20 protein-coding genes and 1 riboswitch are annotated in these 18,409 nt (G+C 70.5%); of the genes, 10 read left to right on the forward strand and 10 right to left on the reverse strand.

Features of this window, described 5'->3' with window-relative positions:
* Positions 1–351: 351 nt before the first annotated feature.
* The 3 genes from ABZV40_RS00005 to ABZV40_RS00015 form a co-directional block, all read right to left on the reverse strand.
* Positions 352–1,575, reverse strand: a complete 1,224-nt coding sequence (locus ABZV40_RS00005; protein ID WP_355433531.1) for a protein kinase — start codon at positions 1,573–1,575, stop codon at positions 352–354.
* A gap of 57 nt (positions 1,576–1,632) precedes the next feature.
* Complete coding sequence (locus ABZV40_RS00010) at positions 1,633–1,836, reverse strand: cold-shock protein (protein WP_065915056.1); 204 nt, start codon at positions 1,834–1,836, stop codon at positions 1,633–1,635.
* 76 nt (positions 1,837–1,912) lie between these two features.
* The gene (locus ABZV40_RS00015; protein ID WP_355433533.1) at positions 1,913–2,554 is read right to left on the reverse strand and encodes an AIM24 family protein; all 642 of its coding nucleotides are present in this window, start codon (positions 2,552–2,554) and stop codon (positions 1,913–1,915) included.
* Between the two features lie 82 nt (positions 2,555–2,636).
* On the opposite strand from ABZV40_RS00015, the gene glp reads away from it, so the two are divergent.
* The 5 genes from glp to ABZV40_RS00040 all read left to right on the forward strand — a co-directional run bounded on the left by glp (position 2,637) and on the right by ABZV40_RS00040 (position 9,394).
* The gene (gene glp, locus ABZV40_RS00020; RefSeq protein ID WP_355433535.1) at positions 2,637–3,830 is read left to right on the forward strand and encodes a gephyrin-like molybdotransferase Glp; all 1,194 of its coding nucleotides are present in this window, start codon (positions 2,637–2,639) and stop codon (positions 3,828–3,830) included.
* A 16-nt stretch (positions 3,831–3,846) separates the two neighbouring features.
* Positions 3,847–5,256 carry a M48 family metallopeptidase gene (locus ABZV40_RS00025; RefSeq protein ID WP_355433537.1) on the forward strand — a complete coding sequence of 470 codons (1,410 nt, stop codon included), beginning with the start codon at positions 3,847–3,849 and terminating at the stop codon, positions 5,254–5,256.
* A gap of 204 nt (positions 5,257–5,460) precedes the next feature.
* Positions 5,461–6,156, forward strand: a complete 696-nt coding sequence (locus ABZV40_RS00030; RefSeq protein ID WP_355433539.1) for a phosphatidylserine decarboxylase — start codon at positions 5,461–5,463, stop codon at positions 6,154–6,156.
* On the forward strand, positions 6,156–7,121 hold the full coding sequence (pssA, locus tag ABZV40_RS00035) for a CDP-diacylglycerol--serine O-phosphatidyltransferase (protein ID WP_355433540.1): 966 nt from the start codon (positions 6,156–6,158) through the stop codon (positions 7,119–7,121). The genes ABZV40_RS00030 and pssA overlap by 1 nt, the downstream gene beginning before the upstream one ends.
* A 116-nt stretch (positions 7,122–7,237) precedes the next feature.
* Entirely contained in the window at positions 7,238–9,394 is a 2,157-nt protein-coding gene (locus tag ABZV40_RS00040) for an AAA family ATPase (RefSeq protein WP_355433542.1), read from the forward strand.
* A 2-nt stretch (positions 9,395–9,396) separates the two neighbouring features.
* Here the strand turns inward: ABZV40_RS00040 and ABZV40_RS00045 are convergent, their stop codons facing one another.
* Together ABZV40_RS00045 and ABZV40_RS00050 are read right to left on the reverse strand one after the other, a co-directional pair.
* On the reverse strand, positions 9,397–9,690 hold the full coding sequence (locus tag ABZV40_RS00045; protein ID WP_355433544.1) for a LytR C-terminal domain-containing protein: 294 nt from the start codon (positions 9,688–9,690) through the stop codon (positions 9,397–9,399).
* A 305-nt stretch (positions 9,691–9,995) separates the two neighbouring features.
* Entirely contained in the window at positions 9,996–10,274 is a 279-nt protein-coding gene (locus ABZV40_RS00050) for a DUF3263 domain-containing protein (protein ID WP_355433545.1), read from the reverse strand.
* A gap of 108 nt (positions 10,275–10,382) precedes the next feature.
* Here ABZV40_RS00050 and ABZV40_RS00055 point away from each other — a divergent pair, with 108 nt between their 5' ends.
* Positions 10,383–10,958 (forward strand): peptide deformylase, encoded by a 576-nt coding sequence (locus ABZV40_RS00055; protein ID WP_355433547.1) that lies wholly within the window; start codon positions 10,383–10,385, stop codon positions 10,956–10,958.
* A gap of 74 nt (positions 10,959–11,032) precedes the next feature.
* Here the strand turns inward: ABZV40_RS00055 and ABZV40_RS00060 are convergent, their stop codons facing one another.
* On the reverse strand, positions 11,033–11,968 hold the full coding sequence (locus tag ABZV40_RS00060; RefSeq protein WP_355433549.1) for an aldo/keto reductase: 936 nt from the start codon (positions 11,966–11,968) through the stop codon (positions 11,033–11,035).
* 88 nt (positions 11,969–12,056) lie between these two features.
* Between ABZV40_RS00060 and ABZV40_RS00065 the strand changes: the two genes are divergently transcribed.
* The 4 genes from ABZV40_RS00065 (at position 12,057) to thiD (ending at position 15,965) form a co-directional block, all read left to right on the forward strand.
* Entirely contained in the window at positions 12,057–12,659 is a 603-nt protein-coding gene (locus ABZV40_RS00065) for a LysE family translocator (RefSeq protein WP_355433551.1), read from the forward strand.
* 145 nt (positions 12,660–12,804) lie between these two features.
* A complete protein-coding gene (locus ABZV40_RS00070; protein ID WP_355433553.1) occupies positions 12,805–13,197 on the forward strand; it encodes a hypothetical protein in 393 nt (130 codons plus the stop codon).
* Between the two features lie 171 nt (positions 13,198–13,368).
* Positions 13,369–13,493: riboswitch (TPP riboswitch) on the forward strand.
* On the forward strand, positions 13,483–15,150 hold the full coding sequence (thiC, locus tag ABZV40_RS00075; RefSeq protein WP_355433555.1) for a phosphomethylpyrimidine synthase ThiC: 1,668 nt from the start codon (positions 13,483–13,485) through the stop codon (positions 15,148–15,150). Its footprint overlaps the riboswitch before it by 11 nt.
* Positions 15,147–15,965 carry a bifunctional hydroxymethylpyrimidine kinase/phosphomethylpyrimidine kinase gene (gene thiD, locus ABZV40_RS00080; protein ID WP_355433556.1) on the forward strand — a complete coding sequence of 273 codons (819 nt, stop codon included), beginning with the start codon at positions 15,147–15,149 and terminating at the stop codon, positions 15,963–15,965. The genes thiC and thiD overlap by 4 nt, the downstream gene beginning before the upstream one ends.
* Positions 15,966–15,987: 22 nt before the next feature.
* Here thiD and ABZV40_RS00085 read toward each other — a convergent pair whose 3' ends face one another.
* The 4 genes from ABZV40_RS00085 to ABZV40_RS00100 all read right to left on the reverse strand — a co-directional run bounded on the left by ABZV40_RS00085 (position 15,988) and on the right by ABZV40_RS00100 (position 18,408).
* A complete protein-coding gene (locus ABZV40_RS00085; protein WP_355433558.1) occupies positions 15,988–16,431 on the reverse strand; it encodes a MarR family transcriptional regulator in 444 nt (147 codons plus the stop codon).
* Between the two features lie 75 nt (positions 16,432–16,506).
* The gene (locus tag ABZV40_RS00090; protein ID WP_355433560.1) at positions 16,507–17,262 is read right to left on the reverse strand and encodes a thiazole synthase; all 756 of its coding nucleotides are present in this window, start codon (positions 17,260–17,262) and stop codon (positions 16,507–16,509) included.
* Position 17,263: 1 nt separating this feature from the next.
* A complete protein-coding gene (thiS, locus tag ABZV40_RS00095; RefSeq protein ID WP_355433562.1) occupies positions 17,264–17,464 on the reverse strand; it encodes a sulfur carrier protein ThiS in 201 nt (66 codons plus the stop codon).
* Entirely contained in the window at positions 17,461–18,408 is a 948-nt protein-coding gene (locus tag ABZV40_RS00100) for an FAD-dependent oxidoreductase (protein ID WP_355434085.1), read from the reverse strand. Before ABZV40_RS00100 ends, thiS begins: the two co-directional genes overlap by 4 nt.
* Position 18,409 lies beyond the last annotated feature (1 nt).

The raw sequence follows: 18,409 nt of genomic DNA on the forward strand, positions 1-18,409 counted from the left end.
GCACCCCACTTCTTCTCCAGCACGACGTTGCGGCCCTTCGGGCCGAGCGTCACCTTGACGGCGTCAGCGAGGGTGTTCATACCCCGCTCGAGACCGCGGCGGGCGTCCTCGTCGAACGCAATCATCTTGGCCATTGCGGTGTGTTCCTCCGCCTTTGTGGATTCTGGGCCACTGCGGGCCGGCAAAGCCCACAGCGGAACACGGTGCAGTGGCCAGGTTCGGTGCCCGCGACGGACGACTCCCCGTCGATCGACGGGGTGCCTCACCTTCCCAGCCTCACTGCTTTGGCACTCAGGTGAGCCGAGTGCTAAGTCGTGTTTAGCACTCGGGCACGTCGAGTGCAAGCGAGTGTCAGCGCGAGGTGCGCACCGGCACAGAGGTGGGCAGCGGCTTCTTCGAGGTCGACTGGTCGTCGAGCTGCAGCGTCGGCGAGGAGTTCGTCTTGGGCTGACGCGCGGGTTCGTCGCGCGGCGACAGGATGATGACCACGATGACGATCACCACGATCGCGACCGCGGCCGCGATGACCGGCGCGAACCAGGCCGGGCGTTCCTTCTTCGACGACGTGAACGCGCTCACGCCCACCTGGTTCGGCGGACGCAGCCGGACCGGGTCGGACAGCGGCTGCTGCTGGTAGCCGCCCTGGTACGGCCCCTGCTGCACGGGCATCGGTCCGGACACCGGCGACTGCACCGGGATCGAGCCGGAGGCAGGTCCGACGTGAGCGGGAGCCGAGCCCTGCGCGACCCCGGCGAGAGCGACGCGCGCGGCGGCGATCAGGTCGGCGCAGCTCGCGAACCGCTGCGACGGGTCCTTCGAGGTGCCCTTGCGGATGACCTCGTCGATCGCCGGCGGCAGGCCGACGAGCTGCGACAGCGAGGGCACGGGCTGGCCGAGGTGACCGGCGATGACCTCCTGCACGCCGCCCTGGAACGGCGGGCGGCCGGAGAGGCACGCGAAGAGCATGCAGGCCAGCGCGTACTGGTCGGTGCGGCCGTCGACGGGCTCGCCGCGCAGGTGCTCGGGCGCCGCGTAGGTCGGCGAGCCGAGGAAATCACCCGTTCGGGTGCGGTGACCGGTGGCGCCGCGCCGGGTGAGGCCGAAGTCGGCGACGTAGACGTGCTCGCGCACGCCTTCCTTGGTGGTCACGAGGACGTTGGCCGGCTTCACGTCGAGGTGCACGAGGCCCTTGCCGTGCAGCATGTCGAGCGCTTCGGCGACCTGGGCGAGCAGCGTCAGCGTGCGCGCCGGGGTGAGCGGGCCCTCCTTGATGTGCCCGGCGAGGTCCTGGCCGTCGACCAGCCGCATCGCGATGTAGAGCAGGCCGTCGACCTCGTCGAAGTCGTACAGCGGCACGATGTTCGCGTGGTCGATGGCGGAGGTGTTGCGCGCCTCGTCGACGAACCGCTCGCGGAACTCGGCATCGGGCGCCAGGTGCTCGCCGATGACCTTGAGCGCGACTTTCCGGCCGAGTCTCACGTCGGTGGCCTTGTAGGTCACGCTCATGCCGCCGCGGCCGAGCACACCGTCGATCCGGTAGTGCGCGATCCGCCGTCCGCTCAGGTCCTCAGACACGCGAGGCAGCCTAACGTCCGGCCAGATCAGCGTGCCGGGGGTTGGTCAAAGCTGTGACTAAGCCTTCCTCACATCCGACGCCTGGCTCCGTCCGTCCCGTCCGGCCTGCACCTCGAACTCCACCCGGTCACCCTCGGAGAGGGTCCGGAAGCCTTCCATCTGGATCGCCGAGTAGTGCACGAACACGTCGGGCCCGCCGTCGGTTGCGATGAAGCCGTATCCCTTTTCGGAGTTGAACCACTTGACGGTACCGAGAGCCAAGGCGTCCTCCTTCAGATCACGCAAGCAGAACGCAACGCTAAAAGAAGAAAAGTCACTCGGATACCTCCTTACGGAGTCATGAACTCCAGCTGACTCCGTTGGCGCGCAACCAGGTGGTGAGTCGCCGGGGTCCGCGCGTCTGGGTCAGCACGGCACCGGGGCCGGCGAAGTCGAACACCAGGCCCTCGCCGCTCTGAATGGATTGCACGGCATCGGGCACGGACGGCCGGAGACGGCATTGCACGGTGTCCGCAAACGCGATCACGTGGTCGCTGGCGATGGTCACGGCCTCGCCCGCCTCCAGCGTCACGAGGTCGAGCGCGCCGAAGCAGGCGAGCACGACGCTGCCCCGGCCGTGCGCGTAGTTCAGGAAGCCTTCGAGGCCGCCGAAGAGCGCTTTCAGCACCGGCGCCTCGGGGTTCATCGCCACGGTGCTGCTCGACGCGATCCAGCCGAGCCGCGTGAAGCACCAGCCGTGCACCTCGTCGAGCTCGACGAGGTGCAGGTCGCCGGGCAGCACGGGGGCCGCGTCGACCCAGCCGCCCTCGGCGCCCGCCGTGCACAGCGCGACGGCCTTGGCGCCGGAGCCCTTGACCTCCACCGAGAGGCCGAAGCTCGTGGCCACCAGGGTCAGCGGATCGACCAGCACCATCTCGCCCGGCGCGAGCACGAGCCTCGCCACGCCGAACGCCGGTGTGTGCCGGGTCCTGACCTGCACGAACAACACCTCCGAAGATGAACGGGCCCAAGCGGTCGTCACGATCGCACTTCTTGGCACCGCCTCTTGGCAGTATGCAGTCGTGTCCCCCACCACAGTCGCCGAACACCGCCAGCGCGTCGCGGAGCTCGTCGGGTTGATGCCCGTCGTGCAGCTCCCCCTCGACGAGTGCCTCGGGCTCGTGCTCGCCGCCGACGTCATCGCTCCCGTTTCCCTGCCGCCGTTCGACAACTCCGCGATGGACGGGTACGCCGTGCGTGCCGCGGACCTCGCGAGCACTCCCGTCAGCCTTCCCGTGGCCGACGACATCCCGGCGGGCCGCACCGAACTTTCACCGCTGGCACCGGGCACGGTGCAGCGGATCATGACCGGCGCCCCGGTCCCGCCGGGTGCCGACGCGGTGATCCAGGTCGAGCTGACCGACGCCGGCACCGAGACCGTGACCATCAACGCGTCCGTCGAGGCGGGCACGAACATCCGCGTCGCGGGCGACGACGTGCGGAAGGGCGACCCCGTGCTGCTCGCGGGCACCGTGCTGCGCCCGGCCCAGCTCGGCCTGGCGTCCGCGCTCGGCCTGCCGGAGCTGCCGGTGCGCAGGCGGCCGCGGGTGCTGATCCTCTCCACGGGTTCCGAGCTGGTCGAACCGGGCAAGCCGCTGCGGCAGGGCCAGATCTACGAGTCGAACGGCATGATGCTCGCGGCCTCCGTGCGGGACGCGGGCGGCGTCGCCGTGCAACTGCGGTTCGTGCCGGACGACGTGGAGGCCTTCCACCGCGCGCTGGCGCCGTACCTGGGCTCGGTGGACGTGATCGTGACGTCCGGCGGGGTCAGCGCGGGTGCGTACGAGGTGGTCAAGGACGCCCTGGCGAGCCACGACGTGCGGTTCACCAAGGTCGCGATGCAGCCTGGAGGACCGCAGGGCGCCGGTGTCTACGAGGGTCTGCCGGTGCTGACGCTGCCGGGCAACCCGGTGAGCGCGCAGGTGTCGTTCGAGGTCTTCGTCCGGCCCGCGCTGCTGGCGTCGATGGGCCACCCGGACGTCGAACGCCCCACCGCGCGGGCAACCGTGTCGAGCGCGTTGTCGTCTCCTGCGGGTAAGACGCAGTTCCGGCGCGGCCTGTACGACCCGTCGTCCGGCCAGGTCGTGACGCCGGTCGGGGGCCCGGGGTCGCACCTGCTGTCGGCGCTGGCGCTGTCGAACTGCCTGATCGAGGTGCCGGCCGAGGTGACGGAGCTGGCGGCAGGGGCCGAGGTCACGGTCAGATACCTGCAGTAGAAGGGCGGCTGGGGGGATGAGGGCGGTACTCGCGCTGGTGATGCTCGCGGGCTTCTTCGTGCTCGCGGTGGCGCTGGCGGGCGGCCTGACGGCGATCGCGGTCTGGCGGTTCTCGATCGGCGACGTCGAGGGCGGCACCTGGATGCTCGTCCTCGCGGTGGTGTTCGGCGGACCGGCGCTGTGGGCGACGCTGCGCGCGGTCTTCGCGCGGCCGGAGCCCGGCGGGGTCCGGATGACCCGCGACGCGCATCCCGAGCTGTGGCGGCACGTCGACGAGCTGGCGCGGGTGGCGGGCACGCGCGGGCCGGACGACATCCGGCTCGTCGACGGCGCGAACGCGAGCGTGTGGGAACGCCGCGGCGTGCGGTACCTCGAACTCGGGCTGCCGCTCGTGGCCGGGCTGAGCGTCGGTGAGCTGAGGTCGGTGCTGGCGCACGAGCTCGGCCACTACGGCGGCGGCCACACCCAGCTCGCGGCGGTGACCTACCGGGCGAAGCTGGCGCTCGAACTGGCCATCCGGACAGATCGCGCGTTCGGGATGCTCAGCGCGTGGGCCGCGCTCTACGCGTTGGTCGCCGCGTCCGAAAGCCGTGACCACGAGCGGTTCGCCGACGAGGTGGCGGTGGCCGCGGCCGGGCGGGACGCGGCGCGCAGGGCGTTGCTGCGCAGCGGACCGGTGGGCGAGGCGTGGCACGACTACGTCACGTCCTACGTGTCGCTGGCGGTCGCGGCCGGGCGCACGCCGCCGTTGCTCGAAGGCTTCCGCTCCTACCTCTCCCATCCGCGACGCGTGCACGAGCTGCGCGACCTGGAGCGCGAGATGGCCGAGCGGGAGCCGACGTCGGTGTTCGACAGCCATCCGCCGATCCGCGAGCGGGTGGCCGCGATGGCCTCGCTGAGCAGCGGTGACGTCCCGATCGACGAGCGGCCGGGCTGGACGTTGCTCTCCGGTGTCTCCCCCGAGGCGGCGTCGGTGCTGCTCGGCGTGAAGGGACCGTTCGCGACGTGGGAGGAGCTGGTTTCGTTGAGCGGCCCGGCCCAGGTGCGGCGCTACGCCGACGCGCTGCGGCACGCGGGCCGGGTGAGCAAGATCGGCGAGCGGCTGCCGGACGTGCTGGCGGCGTTGGAACGCGGTCAGCTGCACCAGCTGACCGGGGCGCCGGTGGACGCGTCGCTGACCCCGCAGCAGGTCCACGAGGCGGCGGTCGAGACCGTGACGGAACTGCTGGCGTGCGCGGTGGCCGACCACCTCGTCACCGCTAACCGCGCGACGCTGGAAATCAACTGGGGCGGACTGTTCGTGCTGCGACTGCCCGACGGAGCTGCGCTCTACCCCGATGATCTCGTCGCGCCCGCCGTCCGTGACGCTAATCGCGTCCCTGAAGTGCGGCTTCGTCTGCAGGCGGTCGGCGTCGACGGACTGTGACGGAACGCTCACCGACCGGCGTTGTTGACGCCCTGTGACGGGGATTACACTGAATGCAGGTGCCGGTCGGCGCGTGCATTCGTCGGGGGATGCACGAACCGGCCGGCCACTTGCGTTCGCGGCAGTCCCGCCGGGCGGTTTGGTGTGTTGGCGTAGCGTGATGCCGCCCGACAACTCACGGAAGCTACGGAACCCCCAGACACGATGAGCAGCGAGAAGCCCGTCTCCCACTTCCTCGAACTCGCGCGCGGCATGGTGCCGCCGATGCACCCGGCCGGACGCCCGTTCGTCGCCGGCGCGGCGATCGCGACCCTCCTCGTCCGGCTGCGCTTCAAGCGGCTGGGCGTCGTCCTCGGCCTGGTCACGGCGTGGGTGGCGTGGTTCTTCCGCGAGCCGAAGCGCGTGACGCCGACCCGTCCGAACATCGCGGTCGCCCCGGCCGACGGCACCGTCTCGCACGTGGTCGACGCCGTCCCGCCCGCCGAGCTCGGCCTCGGCTCCCAGCCGATGACGCGCGTCAGCGTGTTCCTCTCGGTCTTCGACGTGCACGTGCAGCGCGTGCCCGCGGACGGCGAGGTCGTCCAGGTCTCGTACCACCCCGGCAAGTTCCTCTCGGCCGACCTCGACAAGGCCTCCGAGGAGAACGAGCGCAACACCGTGTGGCTGCGCACGGTGAACGGCCACGACCTCGTCGTGGTGCAGATCGCCGGCCTGGTCGCGCGCCGCATCGTGTGCGAGGTCGCCGAGGGCGAGAAGGTGGCCGCCGGCCAGACCTACGGCCTGATCCGCTTCGGCTCGCGCGTGGACCTCTACGTGCCGCGCGGCAGCCGCGTCCTGGTCGAGGCCGGCCAGCGCACCATCGGCGGGGAGACCGTCCTCGCTGAGCTTCCGGAGGCCTGATGGCTCCCAGCGGGCCCGGCGTTCGCCTCCTGCCGAACGCCATCACGGTCCTCGCGATGTCCGCGGGCCTGTCCGCCGTGCACTTCGCGAACACCGGGATGTGGGGCGCGGCGATCGCCTCGATCGCCGCCGCCGCCGTCCTCGACGGCCTGGACGGCCGCATCGCGCGCCTGCTGGACGCGACGTCGAAGATGGGCGCGGAGCTCGACTCCCTGGCCGACGCCATCTCGTTCGGCGTGGCCCCCGCCCTCGCGATCTACCTCTGGAAGTTCGAGGGCAGCCGCGCGGGCTGGGTCATCGCGCTGATCTTCGCCGTCTGCATGGTGGTCCGCCTGGCCCGCTTCAACACGTTGCTGGAGAAGGAACAGCCGCCGTTCGCGAAGGAGTTCTTCGTCGGCGTCCCGGCTCCGGCAGGCGGTCTTCTGCTGCTGCTCCCGCTGATCATCGAGGAGCAGGTGCGCACCGACGGCTGGTGGAACAACCCGATCGTCGTGGGCATCTGGACGGTCGTGGTCGCGATGCTGCTGGTGTCGCGCATCCCTACGCTGTCCGTGAAGACCGTGAAGGTGCCACCGCGCGCGGTGGCCCCCCTGCTCGTCCTGATCGGCCTGCTGGCCGCCGCGATCATCACGTTCCCGCTGGTGGCGCTGATCATCGCGATGGTCGTGTACCTGGCGCACCTGCCCTACTCGGTGCGGCGGTACATGTGGCTGTCCAAGCACCCCGAGGCGTGGACGGTGACCGGCGTCGAACGCCGCGCGATCAAGCGCGCGCACGGCGTGGCCGCCCGCCGCCTCGGCCTGCGCCAGCCACTGCACGGCCGCGTCGCCGGTGCAGCCATGCGCGCCGTGCGCCGCCCACGCCGTGACGCCGCCGCAGCAGCCGCCGCGGAAAACGCGATGCCCGCAGCCGGACGCCGCCGCTCGTGGCGCCAGATCGGGCTTCGCCGCCACCACAAGCCGTAACCGCGATCTTGCCGGGAGCTGGGATGAAGGGCTCCTTCCTCCACCTGACGTGGATGAAGGAGCCCTTCATCCCAGCTCCGGCCCGGTGCGCGGCACGCCGGGCTAGAGTCGTCGGGGTGATCACGCTGACGGCTCGCCTGTCCCCGTCCGCACTGGACACCCGGCGCGGCGTTGTCCGCCTCCACCCGGAGGTGCTCGACGCCTTGGGACTGCGCGCCTGGGACGCCGTGAAGCTGACCGGCGCCCGCGTGAGCGCCGCCCTGGCCGCGGCCGGAGAGCAGCCGCCGGGTGTCGTCCTGGTCGACGACGTGACGCTGACGAACCTCGGCGTGGTCGAGGGAGCCGAGATCGTCGTGGCCCCGGTCCAGGTGGCGGGTGCCCGCTCGATCACCGTGGCGGGTTCGCGTCTGGCCAGCACGGCCCTGACGCCTGATCACGTCCGGATGGCGTTGACCGGCAAGGTGTTGACCGTGGGCGACAACGTCTCGTTGCTTCCCCAGGACCTCGCACCACCGCCCGGCGCCGACGTCTCCGAGACGCGCCGCAAGCTCTCCAACGCCATCGGCATGACGTGGACCAACGAGCTGATCACCATCACGTCGACCGACCCGGCGGGCCCGGTGGCCGTGCAGCCGTCCAGCGTCGTCGGCTGGCGCTCGGCCTCGGCCCCGGCCGCCGAGGTCACGCCGGTCGTGGTGCAGGAGAAGCACGAGGCCCTGCCGGTCACCGATCTCGTGGGCCAGAAGGACCAGGCCCGCCGCCTCACCGAGTGGCTGGAACTCATGTTCCGCCAACCGGAGCTCCTCACCCGCCTGGGCGCGTCCGCCCGCCTGGCGGCCCTGGTGAGCGGCCCGGAAGGCGTCGGCAAGGCCACCCTGGTGCGTGCCGTGGCCCGTTCCGTCGACGCCGCGGTCGTCGAGCTGGCCGCGCCGAGCATCTCGGTGCTCGAACCGGGCGCCATGGCCAAACAGCTGGGCGACGCGATCGCGGGTGTCCCCGAGCAGCCGACCGTCCTGCTGATCACCGACGTCGACGCCCTGCTGCCGAGCTCGCCGCCCCCGGTGGCCACCGTCGTCCTGGACATCCTGCGCACCGCCGTGTCCCGCCCCAACCTGGCCCTGGTGGTCACCTCGGCCCGCGCCGAGTCGATCGACCCGCGCCTGCGCACGCCGGACCTGGTCGACCGTGAACTGACCCTCCCGCTTCCCGACGGCGCCACCCGCACCGAACTGCTGCGCGTCCTGCTGCGCGACGTCCCGCTGGAGTCCGATGTGGACTTGGGAGCCGTGGCCGACCGCACCCCGGGCTTCGTCGCGGCCGACCTCTGCGCACTGCGCCGCGAGGCAGCCGTGCGCGCCGCCCTCCGCCAACGCGACGTAGCAGAACCCCGTGTGGGACAAGAAGACCTGCTGGCCGCCCTGGGTACCGTCCGCCCGATCTCGATGTCGGCCTCCGACACCATCCAAACCTCAGGCCTGACCCTCGCCGACGTCGGCGACATGACCGAGGTCAAACAGGCCCTCACCGAAGCGGCCCTGTGGCCACTGCGCTACCCGGACTCCTTCGCCCGCCTGGGCGTGGACCCCCCGCGCGGCGTCCTGCTCTACGGCCCACCGGGATGCGGCAAGACGTTCCTGGTGCGCGCTCTGGCGGGTTCCGGCCAGCTCAACGTCCTCACGGTCAAGGGCGCGGAACTGATGGACAAGTTCGTGGGCGAGTCCGAACGAGCAGTCCGAGAACTCTTCCGCCGCGCCGCGGACGCCGCCCCCGCCCTGATCTTCCTCGACGAGGTCGACGCCCTGGCTCCGCGCCGAGGCCAGTCCTCCGACGCCGGTGTGGCCGACCGCGTGGTAGCCGCCCTCCTGACCGAACTGGACGGCGTCGAACCCCTCCGCGACGTCGTGGTCATCGGCGCGACGAACCGCCCCGAACTCCTCGACCCGGCCCTGCTGCGGCCGGGACGCCTGGAGCGCCTCGTCTACGTGCCACCACCGGACGCCGACGCCCGCACGGAGATCCTGAAGGCCGCGTCGCGCAACACGCCCCTGGCCGGCGACGTCGAACTGTCCGCGCTGGCGTCCGAACTGGACGGTTACTCGGCAGCGGACTGCGCCGCCCTGGTGCGCGAAGCGGCCCTCACGGCGATGCGGGAGTCGTTGGAGGCAGCGGAAGTCACGCAGGCCCACCTGGCAAAGGCCCGCGCGGTGGTACGGCCGTCCTTGGACCCGGCGCAACTGGCATCGCTGGCGGCGTACGCGTCGTCACGCCGATGAGCTCACTTGTTCTTGGAAACACCCTGGTAGTCGTTGGTGACGATCAGAATGATCCCCGGCGCGGCGTGCTGTATGCCGTCGAACCGGGGCTCCACCCGAGCCCGCAGCACCGCACCCAGCTCCTTGGCCGAGGCCTCTTCATCGGTCCCGGGCCGGAAGTACACGGTCGTGGTGGGAATCGTCCCCTGCGAGTAGTTCCCGGTCTCGGCGACCGTCCACCCGTTGGCGCGAACTTCGTCTGAAGCCTTGCCGGCCAACCCCGTGATGGTGGAGTTGTTGTAGACGCGCACCGGCACCTTCGCGACTCCGGCCTGCCCAACGGGAGGTGGCGGAACCGGAGTGGTGGTCGCCGCGGGCGGAGTCGTGGTGGTCGCGGCCGGTGCCGACGAAGCCGATGTGGGCGCGGCAGCGGAAGAAGGCTCCGAAGAAGGAGTCTGCACCGGAGGCGCCGTGGAACTCCCCTGAGCGGACGGCGGCGAGTCGGACCCTCCGCCGAACAGACTCACAACACCGATCACCAACGCCACAGCAGCCACACCCAACAGGGCGAAGCCGGCAGCCTTGGCCGGACGGGACGGACTAGCGGACTCGGGGGAGGTCATCAGTCCTCGGTGCTCCTGGCGCGTGCGCGAACCCTCTGACGGCCTGTCCGCACGCCCCGCAACCGCTTGACCAGCATCGGTTCGGCCGCGAACGCGGCTTCCTTCTCAACCAAAGCGTTGAGCAGCTGGTAGTAACGAGTCGCCGACATGTCGAACAGTTCCCTGATGGCCTGTTCCTTGGACCCCGAGTACTTCCACCACTGCTTCTCGAACGCGAGCATCGTGCGTTCGCGGCTGGTCAGCTCTTCAGCGGTAGTCAGCGCCTCGGCGTGATCCATCTGGCTCCCCACGGTCGCCACACCATCTCAGGTGCGGGCAATTCAATCACGTGATCGTTCCAACCTACCGCGCGACACCGACAGTTTTGGACGGCTTAAGGTCTGACCATGGCCGTGCACCGCATCTGCATCGTTGGCGACCCCGTGCTCCACCACCCGACGCGCGAGGTCACCGAGTTCGACACCGAGCTGAAGACGCTCGTCGACGACATGTTCGAGACGATGGCAGCGGCGCGCGGAGTTGGGCTCGCGGCCAACCAGATCGGTGTCGACCTGCGGCTTTTCGTGTACGACTGCCCGGACGACGACGGCGTGCAGCACCGCGGCGTGATCTGCAACCCCGTGCTGGAGACGTCCGAGATCCCGGAGACCATGCCGGATCCGGACGACGACTTCGAGGGCTGCCTGAGCGTGCCCGGTGAGGCGTACCCGACCGGACGCGCCCGTTGGGCGAAGGTGACCGGGGTGGACGCCGACGGGCAGCCCGTCGAGGTCGAGGGCACGGGCTTCTTCGCCCGGTGTCTCCAGCACGAGACAGATCACCTGAACGGGTACCTCTACCTGGACCGCCTCGTCGGCCGGTACAAGAAGGAGTCGAAGCGGATGCTCCGCGACAACGAGTGGGGTGTGCCGGACCTCTCGTGGGACCCGGCCGACCCCGCGAACTTCGACGACGAGGGCTGAGGCCGCCGTCGATGAAGGGCTCCTTCCTCCACCTGAGGTGGAGGAAGGAGCCCTTCATCGAGCACCGGGCGCGACTAGCCGCGCAGCACCGACTCGACCTGCGCCAGCTCGTCGGCCGAAAGCGGCCCGAACGCCAGCGCGCCCGCGTTCTCCTCGACCTGCTCCACGGTCCGGACGCCCGGAATCGGGATCAGCCGGGGAGAGCGCGCCCAGAACCACGCCAGCGCGCCCTGCACGAGCGTCCGGCCGCCTGAGGTCAGCACGTCGCGCACGGCCTCCCGCGCCCGGAAGTACTCCGGCGACGGCTTCCCGTCGACGAAGAACCGCAGCCAGGACGGGTTCGTGACGCGCACGTCGTCCGCGGGCAGCGCGGAGAACGTCTCCCTCGCCAGCAACCCCATCGCGAGCGGGCGACGACACAGCACCGCGTAGTCCCCCGCGTACATCTCGGGGTGGTCGAACAGCAGGTTGATGTCGGCCTGCGCCGCGATCCCGTGCTCGCCCTCGCAGAAGAACCGGGCCCGCTCGACGTCGTCCGTGCTCCAGCCGTACGAGCGGATCTTCCCGGCCGCGACCAGCGCCTCGCACTCGTCGCGCAGCAACGCCGCTTCCTCGAACCCGAGGTCGCCGATGTGCAGCTGGTACAGGTCGATCCGGTCGGTGCCCAGTCGCCGCAACGACCCCTCGACGGCGCGGCGCAGGTACTCGACCGATCCCTCGTTCCCGGTCATCCGGCGGGTGACCGGGTCGAACCCGCAGCCCCACTTGGTCGCGACGACCACCTCGTCACGCACGGACGCAAACGCTTGCCCGACCAGTGTCTCCGCGTGCCCGCAGCCGTAGACGTCAGCGGTGTCGAACAGCGTCACGCCCAGCTCGAACGCCCGCTGCAGCGCCTTCACCGACTGGCCGTCGTCCGCCGGACCCCACCCGACGGGCGCGCCGTCCGGGTCGGAGAACGGGCCGCCCATGGCCCACGTGCCGAAACCCATCTTCCCCAGATCCGTCATGGGCACCAGCCAACAACCTGGAGCGCACTCCAGGTCAACCAGCCGCTTCCAGGAAAAAGAAATTGCTCGCGTCGGCGACCATCAGGGCATGCCACTCGAAAACATCGTCGCCTTCGTCGCGGCCTCGTTCCTCATCGCGCTGTCGCCAGGACCCGGCACGGCCATGGTCCTGCGACAGTCGGTGCACGGGCGAAAAGCCGCGCTGGCCACGGTGTTCGGCATGGAGGTCGGCGTCGCGTGCTGGGCCGTCGCGGCCGCGCTGGGCCTGAGCGTGCTGCTCACGGCGTCCGAGATCGCCTACCACGGACTGCGGATCGCCGGCGCGGTGTTCCTGATCTACCTGGGCGTGAAGGCGCTGATCAGCAAGACCAAGGCGGAGAAGGCACCGCCGCCCGCGAGCCACGCGTTCCGCAGCGGGCTGGTCGTGAACCTGGCCAACCCGAAGCTCGGCGTGTTCGCGATCTCGTTCCTACCGCAGTTCGTGCCTGCCGGGGAGGCCGGCCAGGGGGTTCTGCTCTTCCTCGCCGTCGGGTGGGTCCTGATCGACACCGTCTGGTACCTGATCATCGTGTCGATCCTGCACACCATCCGCGGCTGGCTGAGCCGCCCGCGGGTGCGCCCGGCGCTCGAGAAGCTGTCGGGCGGCGTGCTGCTGGCGCTCGGAGTCCGGCTGGTACTCGACCCGCGTTGAGATCGGGTTGCCCCGGCGCCAGAACAGCTCGGGCAGTCCGGCCAGCTCACCGAGGGTGTGGCAGGCGGCCATGGACGCGTAGCCACCGGCCAGCACGTGCGCGCGGATCCGGTCGAGACGGCCGAACTCGATCACCTCACCGGCGATGAGGAACGGCAGCACCAGCTGCCAGGCCTGCACCACCGCGGGCCGGCGCCGGTGGGGTGCGCGCAGGGCCGCGCGGGCGACTCGTAAAAGGTGCTCGTTCGCGCTCATCGTGTACGGGTGCGCCGAGTGGTCCCAGTTCCACCGGCGCTCCTCCGTGACGGCGCACCGCACGCACTCGACCGGGCCGGTGCCCAGCTCGGCGCCGCAGCGGGAGCACGCCAGCAACGTCATCGCCCAGTCCACGCACGTCCACGGGTACTCGCCGACGTCGGAGGAGACCACCAGCTCGGCCAGTTCCCGGTCGGCGAGCTGCGACGACGTCCGCAGGGCCTCCCAGTCCGCGAGCCAGAACTGGTCGAGCAACTCGGCGCAGAAGCCGCAGTCGGGGTAGCCGCGACCTGCGAGTTCTCCGCAGGAAGGGCATGCCGAGACCACGGCGGGACGCTGACCGCGACGCGCGCCGGGCGGGAACGGCTGGTGATCAGCCACGGGGAAGAGATTAGGGGTAAAGGGCGGCCTTGGCAGCTGTGGCGCGCGCTGACTATGGTCGGGTCTCGACAACTCAACACAACGCGGGAGCTCGCGCCTGAGCGGGCTGAGAGGGTGACTGGCCGTGGTGCCGGTGTCACCGACCGCCTGAACCTGACCGGGTAATGCCGGCGTAGGGAGGAATGTCGTGACGGCACTTGACGACCGTTCGGTGAAGCCCAGTGTGACCACCGGCCCGATCTCGGGCTCGCGCAAGGTGTACCGCAAGGTGTACCGCGAGGTGTCCCAGGACATCCGCGTGCCCTGCCGCAGGGTGGAGCTGACCAACGGCGAGCATGTCGATCTCTACGACACTTCCGGTCCGTATACCGACGACAACGCGACCATCGACGTCCACAGTGGACTTCCTGACCTCAGGTCGGGGTGGCTCGCCGCACGGGAACCGATCAACGGAGCTGTCAGCCAGCTCGCGTACGCGAAGGCCGGGATCACCACCCCGGAGATGCGCTTCATCGCGGCGCGGGAGAACCTCGACGCGGAGCTCGTGCGCGAGGAGGTGGCCATCGGGCGTGCGGTGATTCCGTTGAACCGCAAGCACCCCGAGGCCGAGCCGATGATCATCGGCAAGAAGTTCCTCGTGAAGATCAACGCCAACATCGGCAACTCCGCCGTGTCGTCGTCGATCGAGGACGAGGTCGAGAAGATGGTGTGGGCGACCCGCTGGGGTGCCGACACGATCATGGACCTGTCCACCGGCAAGCGGATTCACGAGACGCGCGAGTGGATCCTGCGCAACTCGCCGGTGCCCGTCGGCACCGTGCCGATCTACCAGGCGCTGGAGAAGGTCAACGGCGACCCGGCGAAGCTGTCGTGGGAGGTCTACCGCGACACCGTGATCGAGCAGTGCGAGCAGGGCGTCGACTACATGACCGTGCACGCGGGCGTGCTGCTGCGGTACGTGCCGCTGACGGCCAAGCGCGTCACCGGCATCGTCTCGCGCGGCGGGTCGATCATGGCCGCGTGGTGCCTCGCGCACCACAAGGAGAGCTTCCTCTACACCCACTTCGAGGAGCTCTGCGACATCCTGCGCACCTACGACGTGACGTTCTCGCTGGGTGACGGGCTGCGGCCGGGTTCCATCGCGGACGCCAACGACGAGGCGCAGTTCGCGGAGCTCAGGACGCTGGGCGAGCTCACGCACGTCGCACGGGCCAAGGACGTCCAGGTCATGATCGAGGGCCCCGGCCACGTGCCGATGCACAAGATCGCCGAGAACGTCCGGCTGGAAGAGGAGTGGTGCGGCGAGGCGCCGTTCTACACGCTCGGGCCGCTGGCCACGGACATCGCGCCCGCCTACGACCACATCACGTCCGCGATCGGCGCGGCGCAGATCGGCTGGCTCGGCACCGCGATGCTCTGCTACGTCACGCCGAAGGAGCACCTCGGCCTGCCGAACCGGGACGACGTGAAGACCGGCGTGATCACGTACAAGATCGCGGCGCACTCGGCCGACCTCGCCAAGGGCCACCCCGGCGCCCAGGACTGGGACGACGCGCTCTCCAAGGCGCGGTTCGAGTTCCGCTGGGAGGACCAGTTCAACCTGTCGCTCGACCCGGACACCGCGCGGTCGTTCCACGACGAGACGCTCCCCGCGGAACCGGCGAAGACGGCGCACTTCTGCTCGATGTGCGGGCCGAAGTTCTGCTCCATGAAGATCACGCAGGACGTGCGGCGCTACGCCGAGGAACGCGGACTGTCCACAGTGGAGGCCATTGAGGCGGGCATGGCGGAGAAGTCCGACGAGTTCGCCGGCACGGGCAACAAGGTCTACCTGCCGGTCGTGGAGACTTCGTGACCACGACCCCACCCAGGGTGCTCACCATCGCCGGAAGCGATTCCGGCGGTGGTGCGGGCATCCAGGCCGACCTCCGCACGCTCTTCGCGTGCGGGGTGCACGGCTGCGTCGCGCTGACCGCCGTGACGGTGCAGAACTCGCTGGGCGTCACCGGCGTCGCCGAGATCCCCGCGGAAACCGTTGCGGCGCAGATCATCTCGGTGGCCGAGGACATCGGGCTGCAGGCCGCCAAGACCGGCATGCTGGCGTCGGCGCGGATCATCGAGGCCATCACCCCGGCACTGGACCGCGTCGGCATCGGCCGCTCCGGCAGGACCCCGTTCGTCGTCGACCCCGTGTCGGCGTCGATGCACGGCGACCAGCTGCTGGCCGACTCGGCGCTGGAGGGCTTGCGGGGCTTGCTCTTCCCGCGCGCCACGCTGGTGACGCCGAACCTCGACGAGGTGCGGCTCATCACCGGCATCGAGGTGAAGGACCGCGCGGACCAGCGCGTGGCGGCGGAAGCGTTGCACGCCATGGGACCGCAGTGGGTGCTGGTGAAGGGCGGCCACATGTGGGACGACCCGGAGTGCCTCGACCTGCTCTACGACGGCCGCGAGTTCATCGAGCTGCCCGGACCGCGTTACGACGTCAAGCACACGCACGGCAGCGGTGACACGCTCGCGTCCTCGATCAGCTCCGCGCTGGCCAAGGGCGCGACCGTGCCGGAAGCGGTGCGGTTCGGCAAGGACTTCATCGTGAAGTCCGTTGCCGCCGCCTATCCGCTGGGTGCCGGTGTCGGCCCGGTGTCGCCGCTGTGGAGGCTCGACAGGTAACGGGCGGTCTTTCGACCAGGCGTTACTTCGAATCCTCGCCGACGAGCGTCTCCAGCGCGTCCAGCGCGTTGACCAGAGCCGACACGTGTTCGGGGGTCAGGTGTTCGATCCGGCGCTGCAGCTCGCGCACCCGCGCGGACCGCACGCCGGACACCATCGTCTCGCCCTCGGGTGTGGGGGTGGCGAGCCAGGCGCGGCCGTCCTGCGGGTCGGGCTCTCGCTTCACGTACCCGGCCTCGACCAGCGCGGCGACGATGCGGGACAACGTCGGCGGCGCCACGCCCTCCTTGGTCGCCAGGTCGCCCAGGCGCATGGGGCCGCACCTGGCCAGCGTGGCGAGCGCGGAGACCGCGCCGGGGCCGAGTCCGGGGGAACCGGTGCGTCGCAGCAACCGGGCCAGTCGGCCGATCGCCAGGTACAGGCGCGCGGTCGCGTCCTCGACCTCGGCGTCAATGGGGGCCGTCACGGCTTGTCGTCCTCCTCGGCGGAAATCAGGTAATGGTCAATCATCCCCCAACACGTGAGTACCCAAGGTAGCGACTCAGAGACCCGGCGAAGACGCTTGGGCCCAAAAGCGCTGCGGAATTCGCCCCGCGATTCGCGCAAGACGTCCGCCCTCGACCGCACAACGCATGGCGGCGGCCATGCGTTCCGGGTCCTGGGCGCGCGTGACGGCCGTCGCCAGAAGCACCGCTGAGCAGCCGAGTTCCATCGCCAGCGCGGCGTCGGACGCGGTGCCGATGCCCGCGTCGAGCACGACAGGGACGCCGGCGCGCGAGGTGATCAGCTCGATGTTGTGCGGGTTGCGGATGCCCAGACCCGTGCCGATGGGCGAGCCGAGCGGCATCACCGTCGCGCAGCCGATGTCCTGCAGCTTCAACGCCAGCACCGGATCGTCGTTGGTGTAGGGCAGGACCACGAAGCCGTCCCGCACCAACCGCTCGGCCGCGTCCAGCAGCTCGACCGGGTCGGGCAGCAGGGTCTGCTCGTCGTAAACCACTTCGAGCTTCACCCAGTTGGTTTCCAACGCCTCGCGGGCGAGCTGCGCGGTGAGCACGGCCTCGGCGGACGTGCGGCAGCCCGCGGTGTTCGGCAGGACCTCGATTCCCAGGCGCCGCAACAACTCCAGCACGCCGGTCTGGCCGGCTGCGTCGACCCGGCGCATGGCCACGGTGGTCAGCTCGGTGCCGGAAGCCACCAGTGCCCGCTCCAGCACGGAGAGGTTCGCGGCACCGCCGGTGCCGGTGATGAGCCTGGACCGGAACTCCCGGCCCGCGATGATCAGCGGATCGTCCACGTCAGCCTCCCTGGACCGCGGTCAGCACCTCGACCACGCCGCCGTCCGGCACGATCGTGGAGTCCCACAACGCCCTGGGCACCACGGCACCGTCCAGGGCCACGGCCACCCCCTTCTCGGGCGCCCCCACCAGCGACACCACCGCGGCGACGGACGTGCCGTCGACCAGGTCCCGAGAAGTGCCGTTGACCTGTGCTTTCACGAACTTCCTCCCTCAAGCAGCGCCACCACGAGACGCGCGGTGTGCGGGGCCAGCAGCAGACCGTTGCGGTGGTGGCCGGTCGCGGCGATGACACCGGGCTCCAGCCAGCGCACGACGGGGACGTTGTCCGGGCTGCCCGCGCGGAACCCGACGGCGGCCTCGGTCAGGGCGTACTCGGCGATGCCCGGCAGCACGGTTTCCGCATCCCGCAACAGGTCCCGCACGCCGGCGACCGACACGTCGGTGTCGAACCCGGCCTCGTACTGCGTCGCGCCGACGACCAGGCCGTCGGTACGCGGCACCAGGTACACCGGGCGTCCCGACACGAGGGCGCGGATGGTGTGCCGAGGCGGCGGCAACGCGCCAGGCCGGTGGGTGAGCCGCAGGATCTCGCCCTTGACCGGGCGGATCACGTCCTTCAGCGCCGGGTGCAGCAGGCCGCTCCACGCCCCGGCCGCGATCACCTCGACCCGGCCGTCCACATCGGACCGCACCCCGGCTTCCACGCACGCCTTCCACAGCGCGGAGAGCAGCTCGCGGTTGTCGACGGCGAGGTCACCCGCGGCGAAGACACCGCCGCGCACCGCGGGCCCCAGCGACGGTTCGAGAGCGCGGATCTCCCGTGAGGTCAGCAACTCCCCCGCGTGCCGCAGGTCGGCGAGATCACCGGGCTGGGTGCCGACCGCCAGCGTCCCCGCGGTGAACAGCGGGACACCGATCGACTCGGCGAACGACGGCCACATGGCGAGGGCCTCGACTCCCTGCGCCACCACGGCTTCCTCACCGGGCCAAGCCTCCGTCAACGGCGCGAGCATGCCGCCCGCGACCCGCGAGCCCGCGTGTGGCGAACCGCGGTCGGAGACGGAAACCGAGTACCCGGCGCGTGCGCACGCCAGTGCGACGGACAGGCCGATGACGCCGCCACCCCGGACGGCCACTTGCACA

Origin of the sequence: Lentzea sp. NPDC004782 (assembly GCF_040609115.1) — a bacterium.
Lineage (GTDB): Bacteria > Actinomycetota > Actinomycetes > Mycobacteriales > Pseudonocardiaceae > Lentzea.

Coding starts and splice junctions, on each gene's coding strand:
- pssA (WP_355433540.1), top strand. CDS start 6,156: ATGGCTCCCAGCGGGCCCGGCGTTCGCCTCCTGCCGAACGCCATCACG.
- ABZV40_RS00070 (WP_355433553.1), top strand. CDS start 12,805: ATGAGGAACGGCAGCACCAGCTGCCAGGCCTGCACCACCGCGGGCCGG.
- ABZV40_RS00060 (WP_355433549.1), bottom strand. CDS start 11,968: ATGACGGATCTGGGGAAGATGGGTTTCGGCACGTGGGCCATGGGCGGC.
- ABZV40_RS00030 (WP_355433539.1), top strand. CDS start 5,461: ATGAGCAGCGAGAAGCCCGTCTCCCACTTCCTCGAACTCGCGCGCGGC.
- ABZV40_RS00055 (WP_355433547.1), top strand. CDS start 10,383: ATGGCCGTGCACCGCATCTGCATCGTTGGCGACCCCGTGCTCCACCAC.
- ABZV40_RS00050 (WP_355433545.1), bottom strand. CDS start 10,274: ATGGATCACGCCGAGGCGCTGACTACCGCTGAAGAGCTGACCAGCCGC.
- ABZV40_RS00025 (WP_355433537.1), top strand. CDS start 3,847: ATGAGGGCGGTACTCGCGCTGGTGATGCTCGCGGGCTTCTTCGTGCTC.
- ABZV40_RS00065 (WP_355433551.1), top strand. CDS start 12,057: ATGCCACTCGAAAACATCGTCGCCTTCGTCGCGGCCTCGTTCCTCATC.